Origin of the sequence: Candidatus Kosakonia sp. 282A-S69, assembly GCF_029433855.1 — a bacterium.
Taxonomy (GTDB): Bacteria; Pseudomonadota; Gammaproteobacteria; order Enterobacterales; family Enterobacteriaceae; genus Kosakonia; species Kosakonia cowanii_A.
This window is the reverse complement of the sequence record NZ_JAROAU010000003.1, coordinates 1,753,768-1,770,770: the sequence shown is the minus strand read 5'-3', so window position 1 is coordinate 1,770,770 and position 17,003 is coordinate 1,753,768. Positions and strand designations below refer to the sequence as shown.

Sequence of the window (17,003 nt, the reverse complement as noted above, 5' to 3'; positions counted from 1 at the left end):
TTTTTTGCTTACCAAATGTAAATTAATTGTTTCACAGCAGATTCAGCGCGCTCCAATAATGGCCCATCTCCTCTGACACGAGAGCGTGCCATGTCTTACCGACTGAGTTTGCTGGACAAAAGCCCCATCGCCGGGCATGAGACCGCGCAGGATGCGCTCCTGCGCACGCTGCAACTGGCGCAGCAGGCGGAAAACTGGGGTTATCACCGCTTCTGGATAGCCGAACACCACAACACCTCACAACTGGCAAGCCCCTCACCGGAGCTGTTAATCGCCTGGATTCTCGGCCAGACGCGGCGTATCCGCGTCGGCTCCGGCGGCGTAATGCTGCAGCACTACAGCCCCTACAAAGTGGCGGAGAATTTTAACCTGCTGGCAAACCTCGCTCCGGGGCGCGTCGACCTCGGCATCGGTAAAGCGCCCGGCGGCTTACCGCTCTCCACCCGCGCTTTACAGCAGGGGGTGAACCATGAAGAGAAGGGGCGCTTTGCCGATCAGCTGGCGCAGCTCGACAACTGGCTCTCCCTGACCCCGGACGAGAGCGCAGAGGAGTCCTTACTGGCGACGCCGCTTGCAGCGGCCCCGGCGGAGCGTTTTCTGCTCGGCGCCAGCCTTGAAAGCGCCAGACTTGCGGCATCGCTCGACTGGAACTTTGTCTACGCCGCGCATCTGAATGGTGATAAAGCCCTCCTTCGTGACGTTGTCACAGACTGGCATCAACACAGCCGTCGCGACACGCTGGTTGCCGTGCAGGTGATTGTGGCCGAAACCCAGACGCAGGCTGACGCGCTGGCGCAGCAGGTGGAAGTGTGGGGCGTTGAGCTGGCGAACGGGCAAAAAGTGAGCGTGGCGAGTGAAGCGCAGGGACAGGCTTTTGCTCGCCAGGCAGGCAGCCCGGCGGTGCGTATTGCGCGGCGCGAAAGCGCAATTCTTGCCGGTACGCCAGAGAAGGTGCGGGCCGGGCTGGATGCGCTGCATCAGCAATTTGGCATTGACGAATTTATTATCGATACGCCGGTGGCGGAAGGGGGCGCACGCTTAACCTCGCTCCTGCTGCTGGCGCAGGCGGTCGCGCAGACGCCGACCCTACAGGAGGTGGCGGGATGAGCTTTACCGAACAGTTAATTGCGTGGCGGCGCGAGTTGCATCAGCACCCGGAGCTGTCGCTTCAGGAGTTTGAAACCACGCGGCGCATTCGCCACTGGCTGGAGGATGCCGGGCTGCGCCTGTTGCCGCTGGATCTGCCGACCGGAGTGGTGGCGGAAGTCGGCCGCGGTGAGAAGGTGATTGCGCTGCGCGCTGATATCGACGCGCTACCGATTGAGGAGGCGGTTGATTCGCCGTATGCCTCAAGTAACCCCGGCGTGATGCACGCCTGCGGGCACGATATTCATACCAGCGTGATGCTCGGCGCGGCGTTGCTGTTAAAAGCGCGCGAGCCGCACCTGGCGGGCAGGGTACGCATCCTGTTTCAGCCAGCCGAAGAGAGCTTTGGCGGCGCGAAGCGGCTGATGCGGGCCGGTGCGCTCGAAAACGTGAGCGCGATCTTTGGCATGCACAATGAGCCGGGCCTGCCGGTCGGGGCATTTGCCACCCGCGGCGGCGCCTTTTACGCCAATGTCGATCGCTTCAGTCTGAAGGTGAGCGGCAAAGGGGCGCACGCGGCGCGCCCGCATGAGGGCAACGATGCCATCCTGCTCGCCAGCCAGCTGGTTGTGGCGCTGCAAAGCATCGCCAGCCGCAACGTTAACACCCTCGAATCAGTGGTGTTGAGCGTGACGCGCATTCAGGGGGGCAATACCTGGAACGTGCTGCCGGAGCATGTCGAGCTGGAGGGAACACTGCGTACCCATGATGGGGCCATCCGCGCGCAGGTGAAAAAACGTGTTGAGGCGATCGCCGCCGGGATGGCGCAGGCCTTTGATGCGGGGATCGCCGTAACCTGGTTTGACGGCCCGGACGCGCTGGTCAATCACCCGCAGTGGGCGGATTTTGCCCGCGAGGTCGCCGACGAGCAGGGATACCGCACCGCAGAGGCAGATCTGCACATGGGCGGGGAGGATTTCGCCGTCTATCTCCAGCAGATACCCGGTGCGTTTGTCAGTATCGGCAGCAACAGCCCCTACGGTCTGCATCACCCCGCATTCAATCCTGATGAAGGGCTAATTGATGAGGCGGCGCGTTACTTTGCCCGCCTGGCAGAAAAAGCCTTACAGCACGTTTAACAATCCTTACATGACCTGGGGCGATGGCTCCGGGCCACCTGTTGCCTCAATTCCGGAGGGAGTATGTCTACAACTCGACAACTGCGGCTTGGCACCATCTTGCATGGCGCATCGGGAAATATGTCCGCCTGGCGGCATCCGGCGGCGGTCGCCGACGCCAGTATCAATTTTGACTTTGTGCGGGAGACGGCGCGGCTCGCGGAGCAGGGGAAATTCGATTTCTTATTTGTGGCTGATGGCTTATATATCAACGAAAAATCGATCCCGCACTTTTTAAATCGCTTTGAACCGCTGACGGTGTTGTCGGCGCTGGCGAGCGTTACCCGGCACCTTGGCCTGGTGGGCACGCTCTCAACCTCCTATAGCGAACCCTTTACCGTGGCGCGCCAGTTCGCCAGCCTCGATCACCTGAGCCAGGGTCGGGCAGGCTGGAACGTTGTCACCTCGCCGCTGGAGGGCTCGGCGAAAAACTTCTCCCGCGAAAAACACCCGGATCACGCCCTGCGTTACCGCATTGCCGATGAGTATCTCGAGGTGGTGAAAGGGCTGTGGAACTCCTGGGAGGAGGATGCCTTTGTTCGCGATAAAGCGAGCGGGCAATTTTTCGACCCGGCAAAGCTGCACACCCTTAACCACCACGGCGACTTTTTCCAGGTTGCCGGGCCGTTAAATATTGGCCGTACGCCGCAGGGCAGGCCGATTATTTTCCAGGCGGGGGCTTCAGAAGAGGGTAAAAAACTGGCGGCGCGCCATGCTGATGCCATTTTTACCCACCATGAAACGTTAGCGCAGGCGCAGGCCTTCTACCGCGACGTGAAACAGCAACTGGAAGCGCATGGGCGGCGTCATGACGAGCTGCATATTTTCCAGGGCGTCAGCGTGATTGTCGGCGACAGCGAAGAGGATGCCGAACAGCAGTATCAGACCACCGCCGCGCTGGTCTCCATAGATGATGCGCTCAATTACCTGGGGCGTTACTTCGAACACCACGACTTCAGCCAGTATCCGCTCGACGAGCCCTTCCCGGAGCTTGGCGAACTGGGGCAGAACAGCTTTCGCAGCACCACCGATGAGATCAAACGCAACGCCCGTGAACGGCAGCTGACGCTGCGCCAGGTGGCGCTGGAGAGCGCCTCGCCGCGCCCGCGATTTTCCGGCACCGCTGAGCAGGTCGCCGACGGCTTGCAGGCGTGGTTTGAGCACCATGCTGCCGACGGGTTCATCATCCAGGGCGGCACGCCGGATACCTTCCCGCGCGTTGTCGAAAAAGTCGTGCCGATCCTGCAAGCGCGCGGCCTGTTCCGCACCGAGTACCCAGGCACAACCCTGCGCGAACGTTTAGGCCTGGCGCTGCCTGCACACCCCCAGTCAATACCATAGAAGAGAACGCTATGCAGACACGTACCCTTATGCTGGCGGCAACGCTGGCATTGACGCCGCTGGCGCAGGCCAGCGACGTCACCATCAACGGCACCGGCGTCAGCCTTGAGGCCAACGCCACACCGATCCACACGGCGAAAAACCCACAGGCAATAAGCCTGCTGCCGCAAGGGTACCGCTTTGTGCAGCCGGGTAAATTCACCGTCGCGGTTGCCGCGCTCAACTCGCCGCCGCTGACCGTGTTTGCCGCCGATAACAAAACCCTGCTCGGCAGCGAAGTGGATATCGCCCGGCTGGTCGCCGACAGCATCGGGCTTGAGCTGAAGGTGGTGCCGACCTCATGGGAGGATTGGCCGCTGGGCGTGGCTTCCGGCAAATATGATGCCGCGATCAGCAATATCACCGTCACCCAGGCGCGCAAAGCGAAGTTCGATTTCGCCACCTACCGCAAGGACTCCCTCGGTTTTTATGTCAAAACCGCAAGCCCCATCACGCAGATCCAGCAGGCGGCAGATATCGCCGGGCTGCGCATTATTGTCGGCTCCGGCACCAATCAGGAGGCGATCCTGCTGGCCTGGAACGCGGAAAACCTGAAGAGGGGGCTGAAACCCTTTACGCCGGTCTACACCAAAGATGACGCCGCGCAGACGCTGGCGCTGCAATCGGGGCGCGCGGATGCCTTTTTCGGCCCCAACGTGATTGGTGCCTGGAAAGCGGCGCTGACCGGCAAAACCCGGCTGGTGGGGAGCGTTGACGGCGGCTGGCCGAAAGCGGCGCACATTGCCGTGACGCTGCGCAAAGGCAGCGGCCTGGCACCGGCTGTACAGCGCGCCCTGAATGGTGCGATGGCAAGCGGCGATTACGACAAGGTGCTCAACCGCTGGGGCGAAGGGGTGGAGCGTATCGCGCAGTCTGAGATCAACCCGCCAGGCCTTGGCGATTAAGGAGCAGTGGATGAACGAACGTTTCCGTGATGTTTCGCCCGATGCCGACGAGCTGCAACCGATCCTCACCGGGCTGTTTGCCGAGTATGCCGCCCGCTACGGCGACTACTTCTCCCGCGACGCGGAGGTGGAGCTGCCCGAATGGTATTTACCGCCGCAGGGGCTGTTTATCGTGCTTGAGCGTGACGAAAAAATTATTGCCACCGGCGCGTATAAACCCTTCGATCCGCGCACCGCTGAAATCAAACGCATCTGGACCGACGCCGCGCTGCGCCAGCAGGGGCTGGCGGCGCGCGTGGTGCAGGAGCTGGAGCGGCGCGCCGAGCTTGCCGGTTACAGCCAGATCTACCTGACCACCGGCTTTCGCCAGCCGGAGGCGGTGCGGCTCTACCTGAGCCAGGGCTACCAGCCGCACTTCGACCTGACGCGCGATGCAGAAGAGTACAGCTTGCCGCCGTTTGATGGCCGGCTGCGCTTCAGCAAAGCGCTGTCGTCGGCCCGTCTGAGCAAAACCGCCTGAGGAGCGACCATGAAAAGTACCGAAACAATCAAAGTGGTGCCGGCCCGCTACCCGCTGCGCACCGTGGGGGCTATCGTCGCGCTGTTTGTGCTGGCGACGGTGATCCAGTCCGTTGCGTTCAATCCCCGCTGGGAGTGGGGCGTCTTTGCCCACTGGTTTTTCGATCCGGTGATCCTCGAAGGGTTAGGGCAAACGCTGCTGCTGACGCTGGTCGGCACGCTGCTGAGCGTTGTTCTCGGTGGGCTGCTGGCACTGGCGAGGCTGTCGTCGTCGTGGCTGCTGAGCAGCCTCGCCTGGGGCTATATCTGGCTGTTTCGCTCGCTGCCGCTGATTGTGGTGCTGATCATTTTGTATAACTTCTCCTACCTCTATGACTCGCTCGCCATCGGCATTCCCTTTACCGGCATTGAGTGGGCGCGCTATGAGACGATTAATGTGCTCGGTCAGTTCGCCACGGCGGTGGTGGGGTTGACGCTGGTGCAGAGCGCCTATACCGCAGAGATCATTCGCGGCGGCTTTCTTGGCGTCGATCACGGGCAGTATGAAGCCGCCGCCGCGCTTGGTCTGCCCGCCTGGCGGCGCACGATGCGCATTATTTTACCGCAGGCGCTGCGCACCATTTTGCCCTCGGGGTTTAACGAAATTATCAGCCTCGCCAAAGGCACCGCGATGGTTTACGTGCTGGCGATGCCGGAGCTCTTCTACACCATCCAGATGATCTACAACCGCACCCAGCAGGTGATCCCACTGCTGATGGTCGGTGCCGCCTGGTATCTGGTGATCACCAGCGTGCTGTCGGCGATCCAGTATCTGGTTGAACGCTGGCTGGCGCGCAGTGAACGCCGCTCGGCTATCAATCCGTCCCTTTACCGTGCGCCAGCGACGGCGCTCACCCCACCTGCCACGGAGCCTGCTCATGCCCATCTCTCCTGAAGGTCATATCTCGATTAGCGGCGTCAGCAAATATTTTGGCCGCCATAAAGCGCTCGATAACGTGTCGCTGGAGATCCCACCCGGCACGGTGACAGTGATCCTCGGCCCCTCCGGCTCGGGTAAATCGACGCTGCTGCGTACCATTAATCATCTTGAGCGCGTCGACGAGGGCTTTATCCGCATTGACGGCGAGTATATCGGCTACCGCTTACAGGGCGACAAGCTCTACGAGCTGAAAGAGAAGGCGATCCTGCGCCAGCGCGCCAACGTCGGCTACGTGTTTCAGAACTTCAATCTCTTTCCGCACCTGACGGTGCTGGAGAATCTGATTGAAGCGCCGATTGCTCATAAAAAGCTGAGCCGCAAAGCTGCGGTCGAGCAGGCTTTCGAACTGCTGGATATCGTCGGGCTGCGTAACAAAGCCGATGCCTGGTCGCGTCATCTCTCCGGCGGCCAGCAGCAGCGCATCGCCATCGCCCGTGCGCTCTCGCTGCGCCCGCGCGTGATGCTGTTTGATGAACCCACCTCCGCGCTCGATCCCGAACTGGTGGGCGAGGTGCTGGATGTGATCAAAAAGCTGGCGCGGGCCGGCTCGACGCTGGTGGTGGTCACGCATGAGATCGGTTTTGCCCGCGAGGTCGCCGACCAGGTGGTCTTTATGGTTGACGGCAAAATTGTCGAGCAGGGGAGTAGTGAGGCGGTGCTGAACCAGCCGCAGCACGCCCGCACGCGCCAGTTTCTCTCTAAAGTGCTGTAGGGGGACCTATGAAACAGGCATTTGTGGCGCTGCTGTTGTTAAGCGCAGGCCCGGCTGTGGCCGCAGAGATCGATCTGCGCGCCAATGAGCAGCCGATTGTGGCGACGCGGGATGAGGCGGCAATCGCTAAAATCCCGCCGAATTACCCCTTTGTCGAGCCGGGGACGCTGACGGTTGCCATCTCTGCACTCAACTCCCCGCCGTTGGCCCTGCTGGCGAGCGATAACCGCACGCGCATCGGCAGCGATCCGGATATCGCCAGGCTGCTGGCGAGCAGCCTCGGTCTGAAGTTAAAGCTGGTGCCGGCCGCCTGGGAGGAGTGGCCGCTCGGCATCACCTCCGGGCGCTACGATGTGGCGCTGGTCAATATTGCGGTCACCGAGGCGCGCAAGCAGAAGTTTGACTTCGCCACCTATCGCGCCGATTCACTCGCCTTTTCGGTAAAAGCCACCAGCCCGATAAAGGCGATTAACGGCGCGGCCGACCTGGCCGGGCGCAGGGTGATTGTGGGTTCCGGCACCAATCAGGAGCGGATCTTGCTGCGCTGGAGTGAGGAGAACCGCGCCGCCGGGCGCGAGGCGGCAAAACCGATTTACCTGACGGATGACGCCTCCGGCAATCTCTATATCCAGTCCGGGCGTGCGGACGTGGTGTTTGGCCCGCAGTCGGTCGCGGCGTATAAAGCGGCGCTTAATGGCGCAACAAAAGTGGTTGGGCTGGGGCCGAAGAAAACATGGGTGGCAACCACCACCAAAAAAGGCAACGGCCTGGTGCTGGCTTTACAGGCAGCGATCAACGGCGCGATTGCGCGCGGTGAGTACCAACAGGTACTGGCCCGCTGGGGCGAGGAGGGGGAAGGGGTTGAAACCTCACTGGTTAATCCGCCAGGCGTAAACTGGTGAACAATGATAGCGCTAACATGCTTTCGCTGGGCTTTTGCAGCGTGTTTAGCGCACCAAACTTGTACAAAAAATGCAAAATGCGATCGGTGGCAAAAATAGTCATCTGAGGGGAGTTAGCTCACCGGTGTTAGCGCTGCTTGTTAGTGTTAGCGCTAACATTTTACGGATAAAAACAGGGTCTAACGCGCTGATTTAAAAGTGAACAGAGGTATTGATTGAAGTTATGGTTATACTACAAGATATAACGTAGCTACTGCTAACGCCTCTGCGGGCTCTGTGAGTGAAGATGGCAAGACCTTCTCGTGCTGTTACCTCCCGCGCGCCGACGCTGGATGACGTTGCCCGCGCCGCCGGGCTCTCCTCAATGACCGTTAGTCGGGCGCTTAACACGCCAGACCAGGTGCGGCCGGAAACCGTGAAAAAGGTGCTCGCCGCGGTTAAGGCGACGGGCTACATTCCCAACGCGCTGGCCGGTGGGCTGGCCTCACGGCGCAGTAAACTGGTCGCGGTGCTGGTCCCGCACCTCAACGATCCGCTGTTTGCCGATACGCTTCAGGCAATGGAAGCAATTTTCGCTCAGCGCGGTTATCAGATGCTGCTGTGCAGCACCGGTTACACGCCGCAACGGGAAACCGAGCTGGTGTCAAGCCTGATGTCGCGCCGCCCGGACGGCATTGTGCTCTCCGGCATTCATCACGGTAATGACCTGAAAAAGATGATCTTCAACGCCAGCCTGCCGGTGGTGGAGACGTGGGATATCACCCCCACGCCCATCGACATGCTGGTCGGCTTCTCCCATGAGAAAGCGGGCCAGGCAACGGCAGAGTATCTGCTGGGCAAAGGCTACCGGCGGCCGGGGCTGTTATGGACCAGAGAGCGAACGGCCACGCAGCGTAAAAGCGGAGTGTACGAAGGGCTGGCGCGTCACGGTATCACCGACGCGCCCTGCGTGGAGTCAGCGCTGCCTGCCCGCGTTGCCGATGGCCGGTCGGGGGCGGCGCACCTGCTGGAAACCGCAGAGTTAGATGTGATTATCTGCGCTTCCGACACGCTTGCGCAGGGGGCGATCGGTGAGTTGCACGCGCGGGGCCTGCGTGTTCCGCAGGATGTGGCGGTGGTCGGCTTTGGCGATCTCGATTTTGCGGCGGCAAATGTGCCCGCCATCACCACGGTGACGCTGGATCGCCACGCCATTGGTGCGCAGGCGGCGACACTGCTGGCCGATCGTATCGAAGGAGATCGCGAAGGCGGGCAGATTATCGACATCGGGTTTCATATAACTGAGCGGGAATCGGCGTAAGAAGATGAGAATCAACATTATTGGCACCAGCGGCAGCGGCAAATCGACGTTGGGAAAACGTCTGGCGCGCCAGCTTGACGTCCCTTATATCGATATGGACACCCTCTACTGGCGGCCTGACTGGCAGGGGACGCCGGACGAAGAGCTCTACGCCAGACTTGAGCAGATCCTGCAACAGCCGGGCTGGGTGCTGGACGGTAACTATAACCGCAGCCGCGAGATCAAATGGCGTAACGTCGATCTGATTATCTGGATCGATTACAGCTTCTGGCGCACCCTGCGCCAGGCGGTATTGCGGGCGATAAAGCGCGCGTGGCACAAAAAGGAGCTGTGGCCCGGCACCGGCAACCGCGAAAGTTTTCGCCGTGCCTTTCTGAGCCGCGAGTCGATCATTCTCTGGACGATCAAGACCTGGCGCAGCAACCGTCTGCGTTACGCCCAGGATATGGCCGACCCGCGCTACCAGCACCTGCGCTTTGTGCGCCTGACCTCGCCGCAGCAGGCCGACGAATTTCTCGCCACTCTGACCTAAGCTTAAGCTTCCTGTGACGTGCGAGGTAACCCTATGATCACCGTTTATGGCGTACCCGGCTTTGGATCGGCCATCAGCGAAGCGATGCTTACGCTGGCTGATATCCCTTATCAGTTTCACGATATCGCCGGGTTTGACCAGCCCGGCCCGCAGCAGGAGATGCTGCGCAAGCTCAACCCGCTCTGCCAGGTGCCAACGCTGCAACTGGCAGATGGCAGCGTGATGACCGAGTCCGCCGCCGTGGCGCTGATGATCCTCGACCGTCATCCTGATTTGGCTCCGCCAGAGGGCACGCCGGCGCGCCAGCAGTTCTGGCGCCTGCTGGTGTGGCTGGTGGCGAATGTCTATCCGACCTTTACCTATGCCGATTACCCCGAGCGCTGGGCACCGGACGCGCCGGAGCAGTTGCGAGAGAGCTGCATCGCTTATCGCAAAACGCTCTATCTGTGGCTGGAGAGCCAGCTGCAGGCCGCGCCTTACGCCTTCGGCGAACAGCTGACGCTGCTGGATATCTATCTTTGCGTCATGCGGAGCTGGGGGCCGCGCCAGGCGTGGTTTGCCAGTAACACGCCGAAGATCAACGCCATTGCCGATGCCGTCTGCGCGCTGCCAAAACTGGCTGCGGTGCTGCGGCGAAACGAAATTATTAGCTAGCGCGGGTTGCCCGCTGTGTTACCGTCCATTTTTTGTAAAAACAAGGAGCAGACCATGCCGCATATCGATATCAAATGTTTTCCCCGCGACCTGAACGACGAGCAGAAGAGCGCGCTGGCGGCAGATATCACCGAGGTGATTATTCGCCATCTCAACAGCAAAGAGAGTTCCATCAGCGTGGCGCTCACCGAGATCGCTCCGGAAGAGTGGCAGGTGAACGCCTGGGATAAAGAGATTGCGCCGCAGATGGAGAAGCTGATCAAAAAGCCCGGCTACAGCATGTAACGGCTGGCCGGGCAGAATTTACTGGCCGGCCACAATCGTTTTGCCGCTGGCGACAAAGGTACCGCCGCCGAGATGGTGGAGAGTGTTCAACTGGTCATCATCGAACTGCCAGCGCCCCTGCACAAAGGCGCGCTCATCGGCGGCGGCAGAGACCACCTCACCAAACAGCGTGTCATATCTCTCCTGGGCGGCGGTCGGCGGCAGCAAGCGGCACTCCATCCACGCCAGACACTTCTCCTCCACCACCGGCAAACCGAGCACCGGCCCGGCAAAGGCCGGAATGCCGTAACAGTTGAACTTATCCTCATCGCGACCGGTAATGCTGCCGACAGCATAGGTCCAGTTGGCGGCAGCGACGCCGGGAACCACAATACCGAACATGCCGCTGCGCTCAATCAGCTCGCGCGACCAGGTGCTTTTATCCACTACGATGGCGATGCGCGGCGGCGAAAACTCGACCGGCATCGACCAGGCGGCGCTCATCACATTGCGACGATCGATCTGCTCATCGCGGCTGGTGATCATCACGGTCGGGCCGTGATTTAACAGGCGGCTGGCGTGCTCTAACGCCACCGGGCGAAAATGGCTCATAACCTCTCCTTTAGCAAAATGACCGGTACTACCCGGCGTGGCGGGCCACCACAATCTGCCCGCGGCCCTGCTCTTTGGCCATATAGAGCGCGAGGTCAGCGGCGCGCACCAGGTTATCTGCCCTGGCGTGGCGTGGCCAGGTGGCGAGACCGATGGAGACTGACACCGGGCCGATATCCTGCGACTCATAGCGCATCGGGTGTTTAAGTATGGTGTTTAACAGCCGCTCGGCGAGCATTTTGGCTTCGGTTTCGCTCTTACCCGGCAGGATCAGCAAAAACTCTTCACCGCCGTAACGGAAGGCGACGCCGCACTCGCCAAGCGTGTCGGTAATAATGCGCGACAGCTCGCGCAGCACTTTATCGCCTGCGTCATGCCCGTACAGGTCGTTGAGTTTTTTAAAGTAGTCGACATCCAGCATCAGGCAGCTCAGTAGGGTATTGTCGACCATCGCCTGATCGATCATATTGCGCAGCGTCTCTTCAAGGCTATGGCGGTTACGCAGGCCCGTCAGGGAGTCATAGTTCGCTTTTTCGGTGAGCGTATCGCGCAGCATCTGGTTGGCTAACGCCAGCGCGAGGGTTTCGGCCAGCAGTTCAAGGTAGATATAGGGCGGCTCTTTGCCCGGTGTGTAGTTATCAAAGGTCAGCAGGCCGATACTTTTGTTCTGCGCATTGAGCGGCACGCAGATCGCCCGCGCGGCAATCTCAGGCACGACGTGATCGCAGGGCATATCGACGTCACCATTACCGGGGCTGTGCAGCTGGCCGCGCTTCAGCGCCCAGCAGGTTTCCGGCGCAAAAGGGGCATCGTCGCCGGGCGGCAACGCCCAGCGGGCAACACACTTCATCCGGTTAGTATCACTCTCCAGCAGATAGAGCCGCGCGCCCATCTCGGGGATGATCTGCGGCGCAAAACGGCTTACTACCCGCACAATCGCCTGTAGAGAGTCGCACCCCTGCAAACGCTGGGTCATGCGTGCCAGCAGGGTGCGCGTCGCCCATTCCGCATCGCGCTCCAGTTCAAGACGCTGGCGGGCTAAACCGTTCTCACGAAAAATGCGGATCGCCTGCGCCATATCGCCAATTTCATCAACCTGCGCCAGCACAGGCGCTTCAACGTTGTAATCCTGGGTCGCCAGCCGGTTCACCACGTCGCTCAGCGTCACCACCGGGCGCAGGATGCGGTGTTTGATAATAAAACCGAGCACAAAGAGAAACAGCAGGGCGGTCAGGCCGACCATAATCTCAGAGAGGGTGCGCAGGCGCAGGGAGAGGTCGGTGGCGTTAGCGATAGCACTTTGCGTGCGCTGATCGATCAGGCTGCGAAAGTGCGAAAAGCGGTACTCGGTTTCTGCCAGTCGCTCCTCATAGCTGGCGCTGAAGAGCAGGTTCATCGCCTCATCGATTTTCCCCGCCTCAATGTCACTGATGGCGATCCGCTGCTCATTTTCCAGCTGATCGAGGGTCGAGAGACCGTCGCGCAGAATAAGCAACTCCTCATCGGAGGCACCGCTATCGTGCAGCGCGGCGAGGTGATTCTCCAGCGCAATATCCTGCTCCGCGCGGGTCTTCCAGCTCTGGATTGCTTCAGGCTGCTTTTTGATCACCGCTTCGCGCGCCAGCTCGGTTAACGCCCAGGCCTCTTTCTCAAGCGTATCGGTGAGGGTATCGAAGAGACGGCTTTGCGTCACCGCCTCGCGCTCATTGCGCTCTGCGCTGGAGGCCAGTAAGAGCGCGACGCCGGAGCTGAGCGTTAACACCACCGTGGCGATATAGGCAAAATTGGTTATCGTGGCGATCCGCACGGGCATCCCTTTTGGTTATGAAGAGAATCATTTCAATTTAAAGATAGCTTTATCGCCATTTTATGCCGCTTTTCCCTCAATTGTGGGGAGTGTCCGGGATGCCGATTTCCGCTAGCATATCGGTATTTTCTGAAAAACCATAAAAGGAAGTTTATGTACAAGCCATTGACGTTTTTACTCTGTTTTGCGCCAGCCCTCTGTTTTGCGAAATTCATCCATCCGCTGGATTTTGATGGTTCAGAAGCGCAAAAGGCCGAAGTCATTAAGTACATCAAAGAGCGCGTGCATAAAGATTACTGCGAAGGTCAGCTCAATATGTGCCAGGAGAGCACGTTAAGAATGATGGAGCAGGAGAACCTGCGCGCATTTAAAGAGGCTACGCAGGCGAAAGAGAGAAAGATCATGGATAACGTGATCGATACCTACTGCAAAGGCGCGCTGGATATGTGCACCTATTCAAATATTCAGATGATGTATAACGAGAACGAAAAAGCCTCGAAGCAAGATCTGAAGTGGTAATGATGAATTGAGTAACATCACGCCCTGACATTCGTCGGGGCTATTCCTCCCTCAGAACCATTTAACCCGCAATATAAGTGTCATTTCAGCGTCACACTCCCTGCCTATAGTCAGCCGCAATCAAATCCCAAAGAGGATAACAAGATGTTCGCTCCCCTGACTTCTGCTCAGGTGGATGCGCCCTGCGGATGCAGACCGCGGGTTTCGCACGGCTCCCTGAAACAGGAGGCCGTCGATGAGCGCATTCACTGACATCCGGCTGCAAGGCGTGTCGTACGCTTTCGGCGCGCACACCGTTCTCAATCGTATCGACTTAGCCATCCCGGCGGGCACCATCGTCGCGCTGCTCGGCCCCTCCGGCTGCGGCAAAAGCACGCTGCTGCGCCTGCTGGCGGGGCTGGCACAACCGGCCGCTGGCGACATCTGGTTTGGCGATCGCTGCGTGGCGAAAGCGGGCTGGTCATTACCGCCCGACGCGCGCGACATCGGCATGGTCTTCCAGGATTACGCCCTGTGGCCGCACATGAGCGTGGCGCAAAACGTCGCCTTTCCGCTGAAGATGCGCAATGTCCCGCGCGCCGAGCGTGATGCGCGCGTCATGCAGGCGCTGAGGCGCGTCGGGCTGGTGGAGTTCGCCGAGCGTAAACCTGCCGGGCTCTCTGGCGGCCAGCAGCAGCGCGTCGCGCTGGCGCGGGCGATTGTCGCCGAGCCGGGCGTGCTGCTGTTTGATGAGCCGCTCTCCAATCTCGATACCGCGCTTCGCGAAGCGTTATGCCATGAGATGGCGCGCCTGTTGCGCCAGCTTGGCACCACCGCCGTCTATGTCACTCACGATCGCCGTGAGGCAGAGCTGCTCGCCGACCGCATTGTTCATCTCGCCTCCGGCGAGGTGGAGTCCGTTCGCACCGTTACGTCAACCTCAGGGGAATCTGCATGAAAGGCTTACTGTCCGTGAAAAAAGGAGTCGCCCTCGCTATGGCGCTGTCATCGATGATCATCTCCAGCGCGCATGCGCTGACGGTTTACACCGCCGGGCCGGGTTCGCTGGCGAAAAATCTCGCCAGCGGCTTCGAGCAGCAGAGCGGGATTAAAGTGAATATCTTCCAGGCCACCACCGGCAAAGTGATGGCGCGCCTCGAGGCGGAGCAGGCCAACCCGCAGGCAGATATTTTGATCTCCGCATCGTGGGAGACGGCGGAAGATCTGCATAAACGCGGCTGGCTACTGCCGTTTACCAGCGCCAATGCGGAAAACGTGCCAGAGACGCTGAAAAGTGCGGACTACGTGGCGCAGGGCATTTCGGCGCTCGGCATTGTCTGGAACAGCAAAAGCGGCACCCCGGAGCCGAAGGAGTGGCGCGATCTCACCGCGCCGGCGTTTAAAGATAAGGTCACGACGCCGGATCCGGCGCTCTCCGGCGCATCGCTCGATCTGCTGATCGGGCTGCAAAATGGCATGGGCGATAACGCCTGGCAGCTTTTTGACGATCTGAAAAAGAACGGCATGGTGGTGAGCGGCCCGAACGCGCAGGCTGTGACGCCGGTGATGCAGGGGGCAAAAGCGGCGGTCTTCGGCGCGGTGGATTACGTCACCTATGGCAATATCGCCCAGGGCGAATCGCTGAAGGTGATCTTCCCGGCCAGCGGCACGGTGATTGCGCCGCGCCCGATGATGATCCTCAAATCCACGCAGCATGAGCAGGAGGCGAAAGCCTTTATCGACTATGTGCTGTCGCCGGAAGGGCAGAAAATGGTCGCCGACGCCTGGCTGATGCCCGCCCGTACCGATGTTGCCGCCAAACGCCCGCTGTTAAGCGAGCTAAAACTGCTGCCGACCGGGAGCGACACCGGCGGCGAGCGCGGCGAGATCCTCACGCGCTTCAATACGCTGTTTGCCCAGTAAAACCCACCGCGGGGGCAACCCCGCTTTCAGGATCCCTTGCCGTGAATCAGACCGTTATCGCCCGGATAACCAAGGCGCTGCTGGTGATACTGGTGGCGCTGCCGTTGCTCTTTATTGTGCTACAGGCACTTTTTCCCCACTTCAGCGCAGGCTCGCTGAACGAGGCCTTCTCGACGATCCCGCACCTGCTCGCTGAGCCGCAGCTGTCGGCGATGTTTGGCGGCACACTGCAAATCGCCCTCGGCGTTGCGCTCTTCAGCGCATTGATTGGCCTGCCGCTGGGCGTCGCGCGCGGGCTGTTCAATGTGCCGTGCCCGAAGCTGTGGGATCTCTTGTTCCTGATCCCGTTTCTCACGCCGCCCTACATTGCCGCACTCTCATGGATGCTGCTGCTACAAACCCAGGGCTACCTGATGCAGCTTACCGGGCTGGATCTCAATAATCTGCTCTTCAGCAAGAGCGGCATTATTCTGGTGATGACGCTCAATATCTTCCCGGTGGTCTATTTTGCTGTCTCGCGCAGCCTGCTCGCCAGCGGGCAGCGGCTGGCGCTGGTCGCGCGGGTGCATGGCGCGACGCCGTGGCGTGCGTTTTACCACATCACTTTGCCGCTGCTTTCACCCGCGTTAGCGGCAGGGATGCTGCTGGCCTTTACGCTGGCGATTGAGGAGTATGGCGTGCCGGCGGCACTCGGTACCCGCTCAGGGGTGGTGATGCTGACGGTGGGTATTGAGGAGAAGCTCGCCGACTGGCCGATCGATCTGCCCGGCGCTTCGCTGCTGTCGCTGGTGCTGATTACGGTCGCGCTCGGCGGCTGGGTGCTGCAACGCAAACTGACCGGCGGAACGGATGTGACCAGCGTCTCCGGCAAACCCGCTGCGCATGTCGGCGCGAAACTGGGGCTGTTTACCGCACCGGTGGTGGCGGTGATGGCGATGGTCGGTTTTATTGCAGTCGTGTTGCCGGGGCTGTCAATGGCCGTGACCGGGTTTAGCGCCACGCTCTCTGGCGGGCTGGCGTGGAATAATCTCACCAGCGCTCACTTTGCCGCACTCTTTTCCCAGCGCGGCGATGCGCTTTTGGCGCTGGGTACCAGTGTTTCGCTCGCGTCTGCGGCGGCCCTGATTACCGGTCTGCTCGGGCTGTGCGCCGCCTGGCTGGTGGTGATGCAGAAGATAAAAGGGCGCGCGGTGATCGATGCCCTGTCGCTCCTGCCTGCCGCGCTGCCAGGGGTGGTGGTGGGGGTCGGGTTGATCCTGCTGTGGAACCGCTCGTTCTGGCCGCTTTCGCCCTACAACACGTGGGCAATTTTGCTGCTCTCATACTGCTGTCTGCTGCTCCCATGGCCGGTGCGTTACATCGGCAGCGCCATGCGCCAGCTGGGGGGAAATCTTGAACCGGCGGCGCGGGTACATGGTGCCAGCGCGTTTCAGGCCCTGCGCCTTATTGTGCTACCGCTGATTTTTCCGGCGATGCTGGCGTCAATGTTGATGGTTTTCGCCATCGCTTCGCGCGAACTGGTCACCTCGCTGCTGCTGTCCCCTGCGGGCACGCAGACCGTGGCGGTCTTTATCTGGCGGCAGTTTGAGCAGGGTTCGGTCGGCCAGGGGATGGCGATGGCAACGCTGACGCTGATCGTCGGGCTGGGGTTGATGCTGACGGCACTGGCCATCATGCAGCGCAGCACAAAGGGATAAAGTGAGGGCACGAAAACGCCAGTGGCGGGAAAAATATGGGTTATAACCAAAGGAC

General features: G+C 60.5%; 16 protein-coding genes and 1 pseudogene. 15 read left to right on the top strand and 2 right to left on the bottom strand.

Annotated features, from left to right (window positions below):
- The first annotated feature begins 90 nt into the window (after positions 1 to 90).
- The 11 genes and pseudogenes from PU683_RS14025 (at position 91) to pptA (ending at position 10,432) form a co-directional block, all read left to right on the top strand.
- Positions 91 to 1,107 carry an MsnO8 family LLM class oxidoreductase gene (locus PU683_RS14025; RefSeq protein WP_277172428.1) on the top strand — a complete coding sequence of 339 codons (1,017 nt, stop codon included), beginning with the start codon at positions 91 to 93 and terminating at the stop codon, positions 1,105 to 1,107.
- The gene (locus tag PU683_RS14020) at positions 1,104 to 2,225 is read left to right on the top strand and encodes an amidohydrolase (RefSeq protein ID WP_277172426.1); all 1,122 of its coding nucleotides are present in this window, start codon (positions 1,104 to 1,106) and stop codon (positions 2,223 to 2,225) included. The genes PU683_RS14025 and PU683_RS14020 overlap by 4 nt, the downstream gene beginning before the upstream one ends.
- 63 nt (positions 2,226 to 2,288) lie before the next feature.
- Positions 2,289 to 4,549 (top strand): annotated as a pseudogene (locus PU683_RS14015) (NtaA/DmoA family FMN-dependent monooxygenase).
- Between the two features lie 10 nt (positions 4,550 to 4,559).
- The gene (locus PU683_RS14010; RefSeq protein WP_277172424.1) at positions 4,560 to 5,069 is read left to right on the top strand and encodes a GNAT family N-acetyltransferase; all 510 of its coding nucleotides are present in this window, start codon (positions 4,560 to 4,562) and stop codon (positions 5,067 to 5,069) included.
- A gap of 9 nt (positions 5,070 to 5,078) precedes the next feature.
- The gene (locus PU683_RS14005; RefSeq protein WP_277172422.1) at positions 5,079 to 6,002 is read left to right on the top strand and encodes an amino acid ABC transporter permease; all 924 of its coding nucleotides are present in this window, start codon (positions 5,079 to 5,081) and stop codon (positions 6,000 to 6,002) included.
- Positions 5,986 to 6,759, top strand: coding sequence for an amino acid ABC transporter ATP-binding protein (locus tag PU683_RS14000; protein ID WP_277172420.1), 774 nt, complete (start codon positions 5,986 to 5,988; stop codon positions 6,757 to 6,759). Before PU683_RS14005 ends, PU683_RS14000 begins: the two co-directional genes overlap by 17 nt.
- An 8-nt stretch (positions 6,760 to 6,767) precedes the next feature.
- A complete protein-coding gene (locus PU683_RS13995) occupies positions 6,768 to 7,661 on the top strand; it encodes a transporter substrate-binding domain-containing protein (protein ID WP_277172417.1) in 894 nt (297 codons plus the stop codon).
- 286 nt (positions 7,662 to 7,947) lie between these two features.
- Positions 7,948 to 8,961 (top strand): LacI family DNA-binding transcriptional regulator, encoded by a 1,014-nt coding sequence (locus tag PU683_RS13990; RefSeq protein WP_277172414.1) that lies wholly within the window; start codon positions 7,948 to 7,950, stop codon positions 8,959 to 8,961.
- Positions 8,962 to 8,965: 4 nt separating this feature from the next.
- Complete coding sequence (locus tag PU683_RS13985; protein ID WP_277172412.1) at positions 8,966 to 9,493, top strand: shikimate kinase; 528 nt, start codon at positions 8,966 to 8,968, stop codon at positions 9,491 to 9,493.
- 33 nt (positions 9,494 to 9,526) lie between these two features.
- The gene (locus PU683_RS13980) at positions 9,527 to 10,147 is read left to right on the top strand and encodes a glutathione S-transferase family protein (RefSeq protein ID WP_277172410.1); all 621 of its coding nucleotides are present in this window, start codon (positions 9,527 to 9,529) and stop codon (positions 10,145 to 10,147) included.
- A 54-nt stretch (positions 10,148 to 10,201) separates the two neighbouring features.
- Complete coding sequence (pptA, locus tag PU683_RS13975; protein ID WP_023478779.1) at positions 10,202 to 10,432, top strand: tautomerase PptA; 231 nt, start codon at positions 10,202 to 10,204, stop codon at positions 10,430 to 10,432.
- Positions 10,433 to 10,450: 18 nt separating this feature from the next.
- Here the strand turns inward: pptA and PU683_RS13970 are convergent, their stop codons facing one another.
- Positions 10,451 to 11,023 carry a flavin reductase family protein gene (locus tag PU683_RS13970; RefSeq protein WP_277172407.1) on the bottom strand — a complete coding sequence of 191 codons (573 nt, stop codon included), beginning with the start codon at positions 11,021 to 11,023 and terminating at the stop codon, positions 10,451 to 10,453.
- Between the two features lie 28 nt (positions 11,024 to 11,051).
- The gene (locus tag PU683_RS13965) at positions 11,052 to 12,830 is read right to left on the bottom strand and encodes a diguanylate cyclase (protein WP_277172405.1); all 1,779 of its coding nucleotides are present in this window, start codon (positions 12,828 to 12,830) and stop codon (positions 11,052 to 11,054) included.
- A 153-nt stretch (positions 12,831 to 12,983) separates the two neighbouring features.
- On the opposite strand from PU683_RS13965, the gene PU683_RS13960 reads away from it, so the two are divergent.
- The 4 genes from PU683_RS13960 to PU683_RS13945 all read left to right on the top strand — a co-directional run bounded on the left by PU683_RS13960 (position 12,984) and on the right by PU683_RS13945 (position 16,948).
- Positions 12,984 to 13,349: a hypothetical protein gene (locus PU683_RS13960; RefSeq protein WP_277172402.1), complete on the top strand. Its 366-nt coding sequence runs from the start codon at positions 12,984 to 12,986 to the stop codon at positions 13,347 to 13,349.
- A gap of 235 nt (positions 13,350 to 13,584) precedes the next feature.
- Complete coding sequence (locus PU683_RS13955; RefSeq protein WP_277172400.1) at positions 13,585 to 14,286, top strand: ABC transporter ATP-binding protein; 702 nt, start codon at positions 13,585 to 13,587, stop codon at positions 14,284 to 14,286.
- Complete coding sequence (locus PU683_RS13950) at positions 14,283 to 15,251, top strand: ABC transporter substrate-binding protein (protein WP_277172398.1); 969 nt, start codon at positions 14,283 to 14,285, stop codon at positions 15,249 to 15,251. Before PU683_RS13955 ends, PU683_RS13950 begins: the two co-directional genes overlap by 4 nt.
- A 41-nt stretch (positions 15,252 to 15,292) precedes the next feature.
- Positions 15,293 to 16,948 carry an ABC transporter permease gene (locus PU683_RS13945; protein WP_277172396.1) on the top strand — a complete coding sequence of 552 codons (1,656 nt, stop codon included), beginning with the start codon at positions 15,293 to 15,295 and terminating at the stop codon, positions 16,946 to 16,948.
- Positions 16,949 to 17,003: the final 55 nt, after the last annotated feature.

Excerpts from the sequence above, each read along its gene's own strand:
- PU683_RS14010 (WP_277172424.1), top strand. The coding sequence starts at position 4,560 with ATGAACGAACGTTTCCGTGATGTTTCGCCCGATGCCGACGAGCTGCAA.
- PU683_RS13970 (WP_277172407.1), bottom strand. The coding sequence starts at position 11,023 with ATGAGCCATTTTCGCCCGGTGGCGTTAGAGCACGCCAGCCGCCTGTTA.
- pptA (WP_023478779.1), top strand. The coding sequence starts at position 10,202 with ATGCCGCATATCGATATCAAATGTTTTCCCCGCGACCTGAACGACGAG.
- PU683_RS14005 (WP_277172422.1), top strand. The coding sequence starts at position 5,079 with ATGAAAAGTACCGAAACAATCAAAGTGGTGCCGGCCCGCTACCCGCTG.
- PU683_RS13990 (WP_277172414.1), top strand. The coding sequence starts at position 7,948 with ATGGCAAGACCTTCTCGTGCTGTTACCTCCCGCGCGCCGACGCTGGAT.
- PU683_RS13960 (WP_277172402.1), top strand. The coding sequence starts at position 12,984 with ATGTACAAGCCATTGACGTTTTTACTCTGTTTTGCGCCAGCCCTCTGT.
- PU683_RS14000 (WP_277172420.1), top strand. The coding sequence starts at position 5,986 with ATGCCCATCTCTCCTGAAGGTCATATCTCGATTAGCGGCGTCAGCAAA.
- PU683_RS14020 (WP_277172426.1), top strand. The coding sequence starts at position 1,104 with ATGAGCTTTACCGAACAGTTAATTGCGTGGCGGCGCGAGTTGCATCAG.
- PU683_RS13955 (WP_277172400.1), top strand. The coding sequence starts at position 13,585 with ATGAGCGCATTCACTGACATCCGGCTGCAAGGCGTGTCGTACGCTTTC.
- PU683_RS13980 (WP_277172410.1), top strand. The coding sequence starts at position 9,527 with ATGATCACCGTTTATGGCGTACCCGGCTTTGGATCGGCCATCAGCGAA.
- PU683_RS13995 (WP_277172417.1), top strand. The coding sequence starts at position 6,768 with ATGAAACAGGCATTTGTGGCGCTGCTGTTGTTAAGCGCAGGCCCGGCT.
- PU683_RS13985 (WP_277172412.1), top strand. The coding sequence starts at position 8,966 with ATGAGAATCAACATTATTGGCACCAGCGGCAGCGGCAAATCGACGTTG.
- PU683_RS14025 (WP_277172428.1), top strand. The coding sequence starts at position 91 with ATGTCTTACCGACTGAGTTTGCTGGACAAAAGCCCCATCGCCGGGCAT.
- PU683_RS13950 (WP_277172398.1), top strand. The coding sequence starts at position 14,283 with ATGAAAGGCTTACTGTCCGTGAAAAAAGGAGTCGCCCTCGCTATGGCG.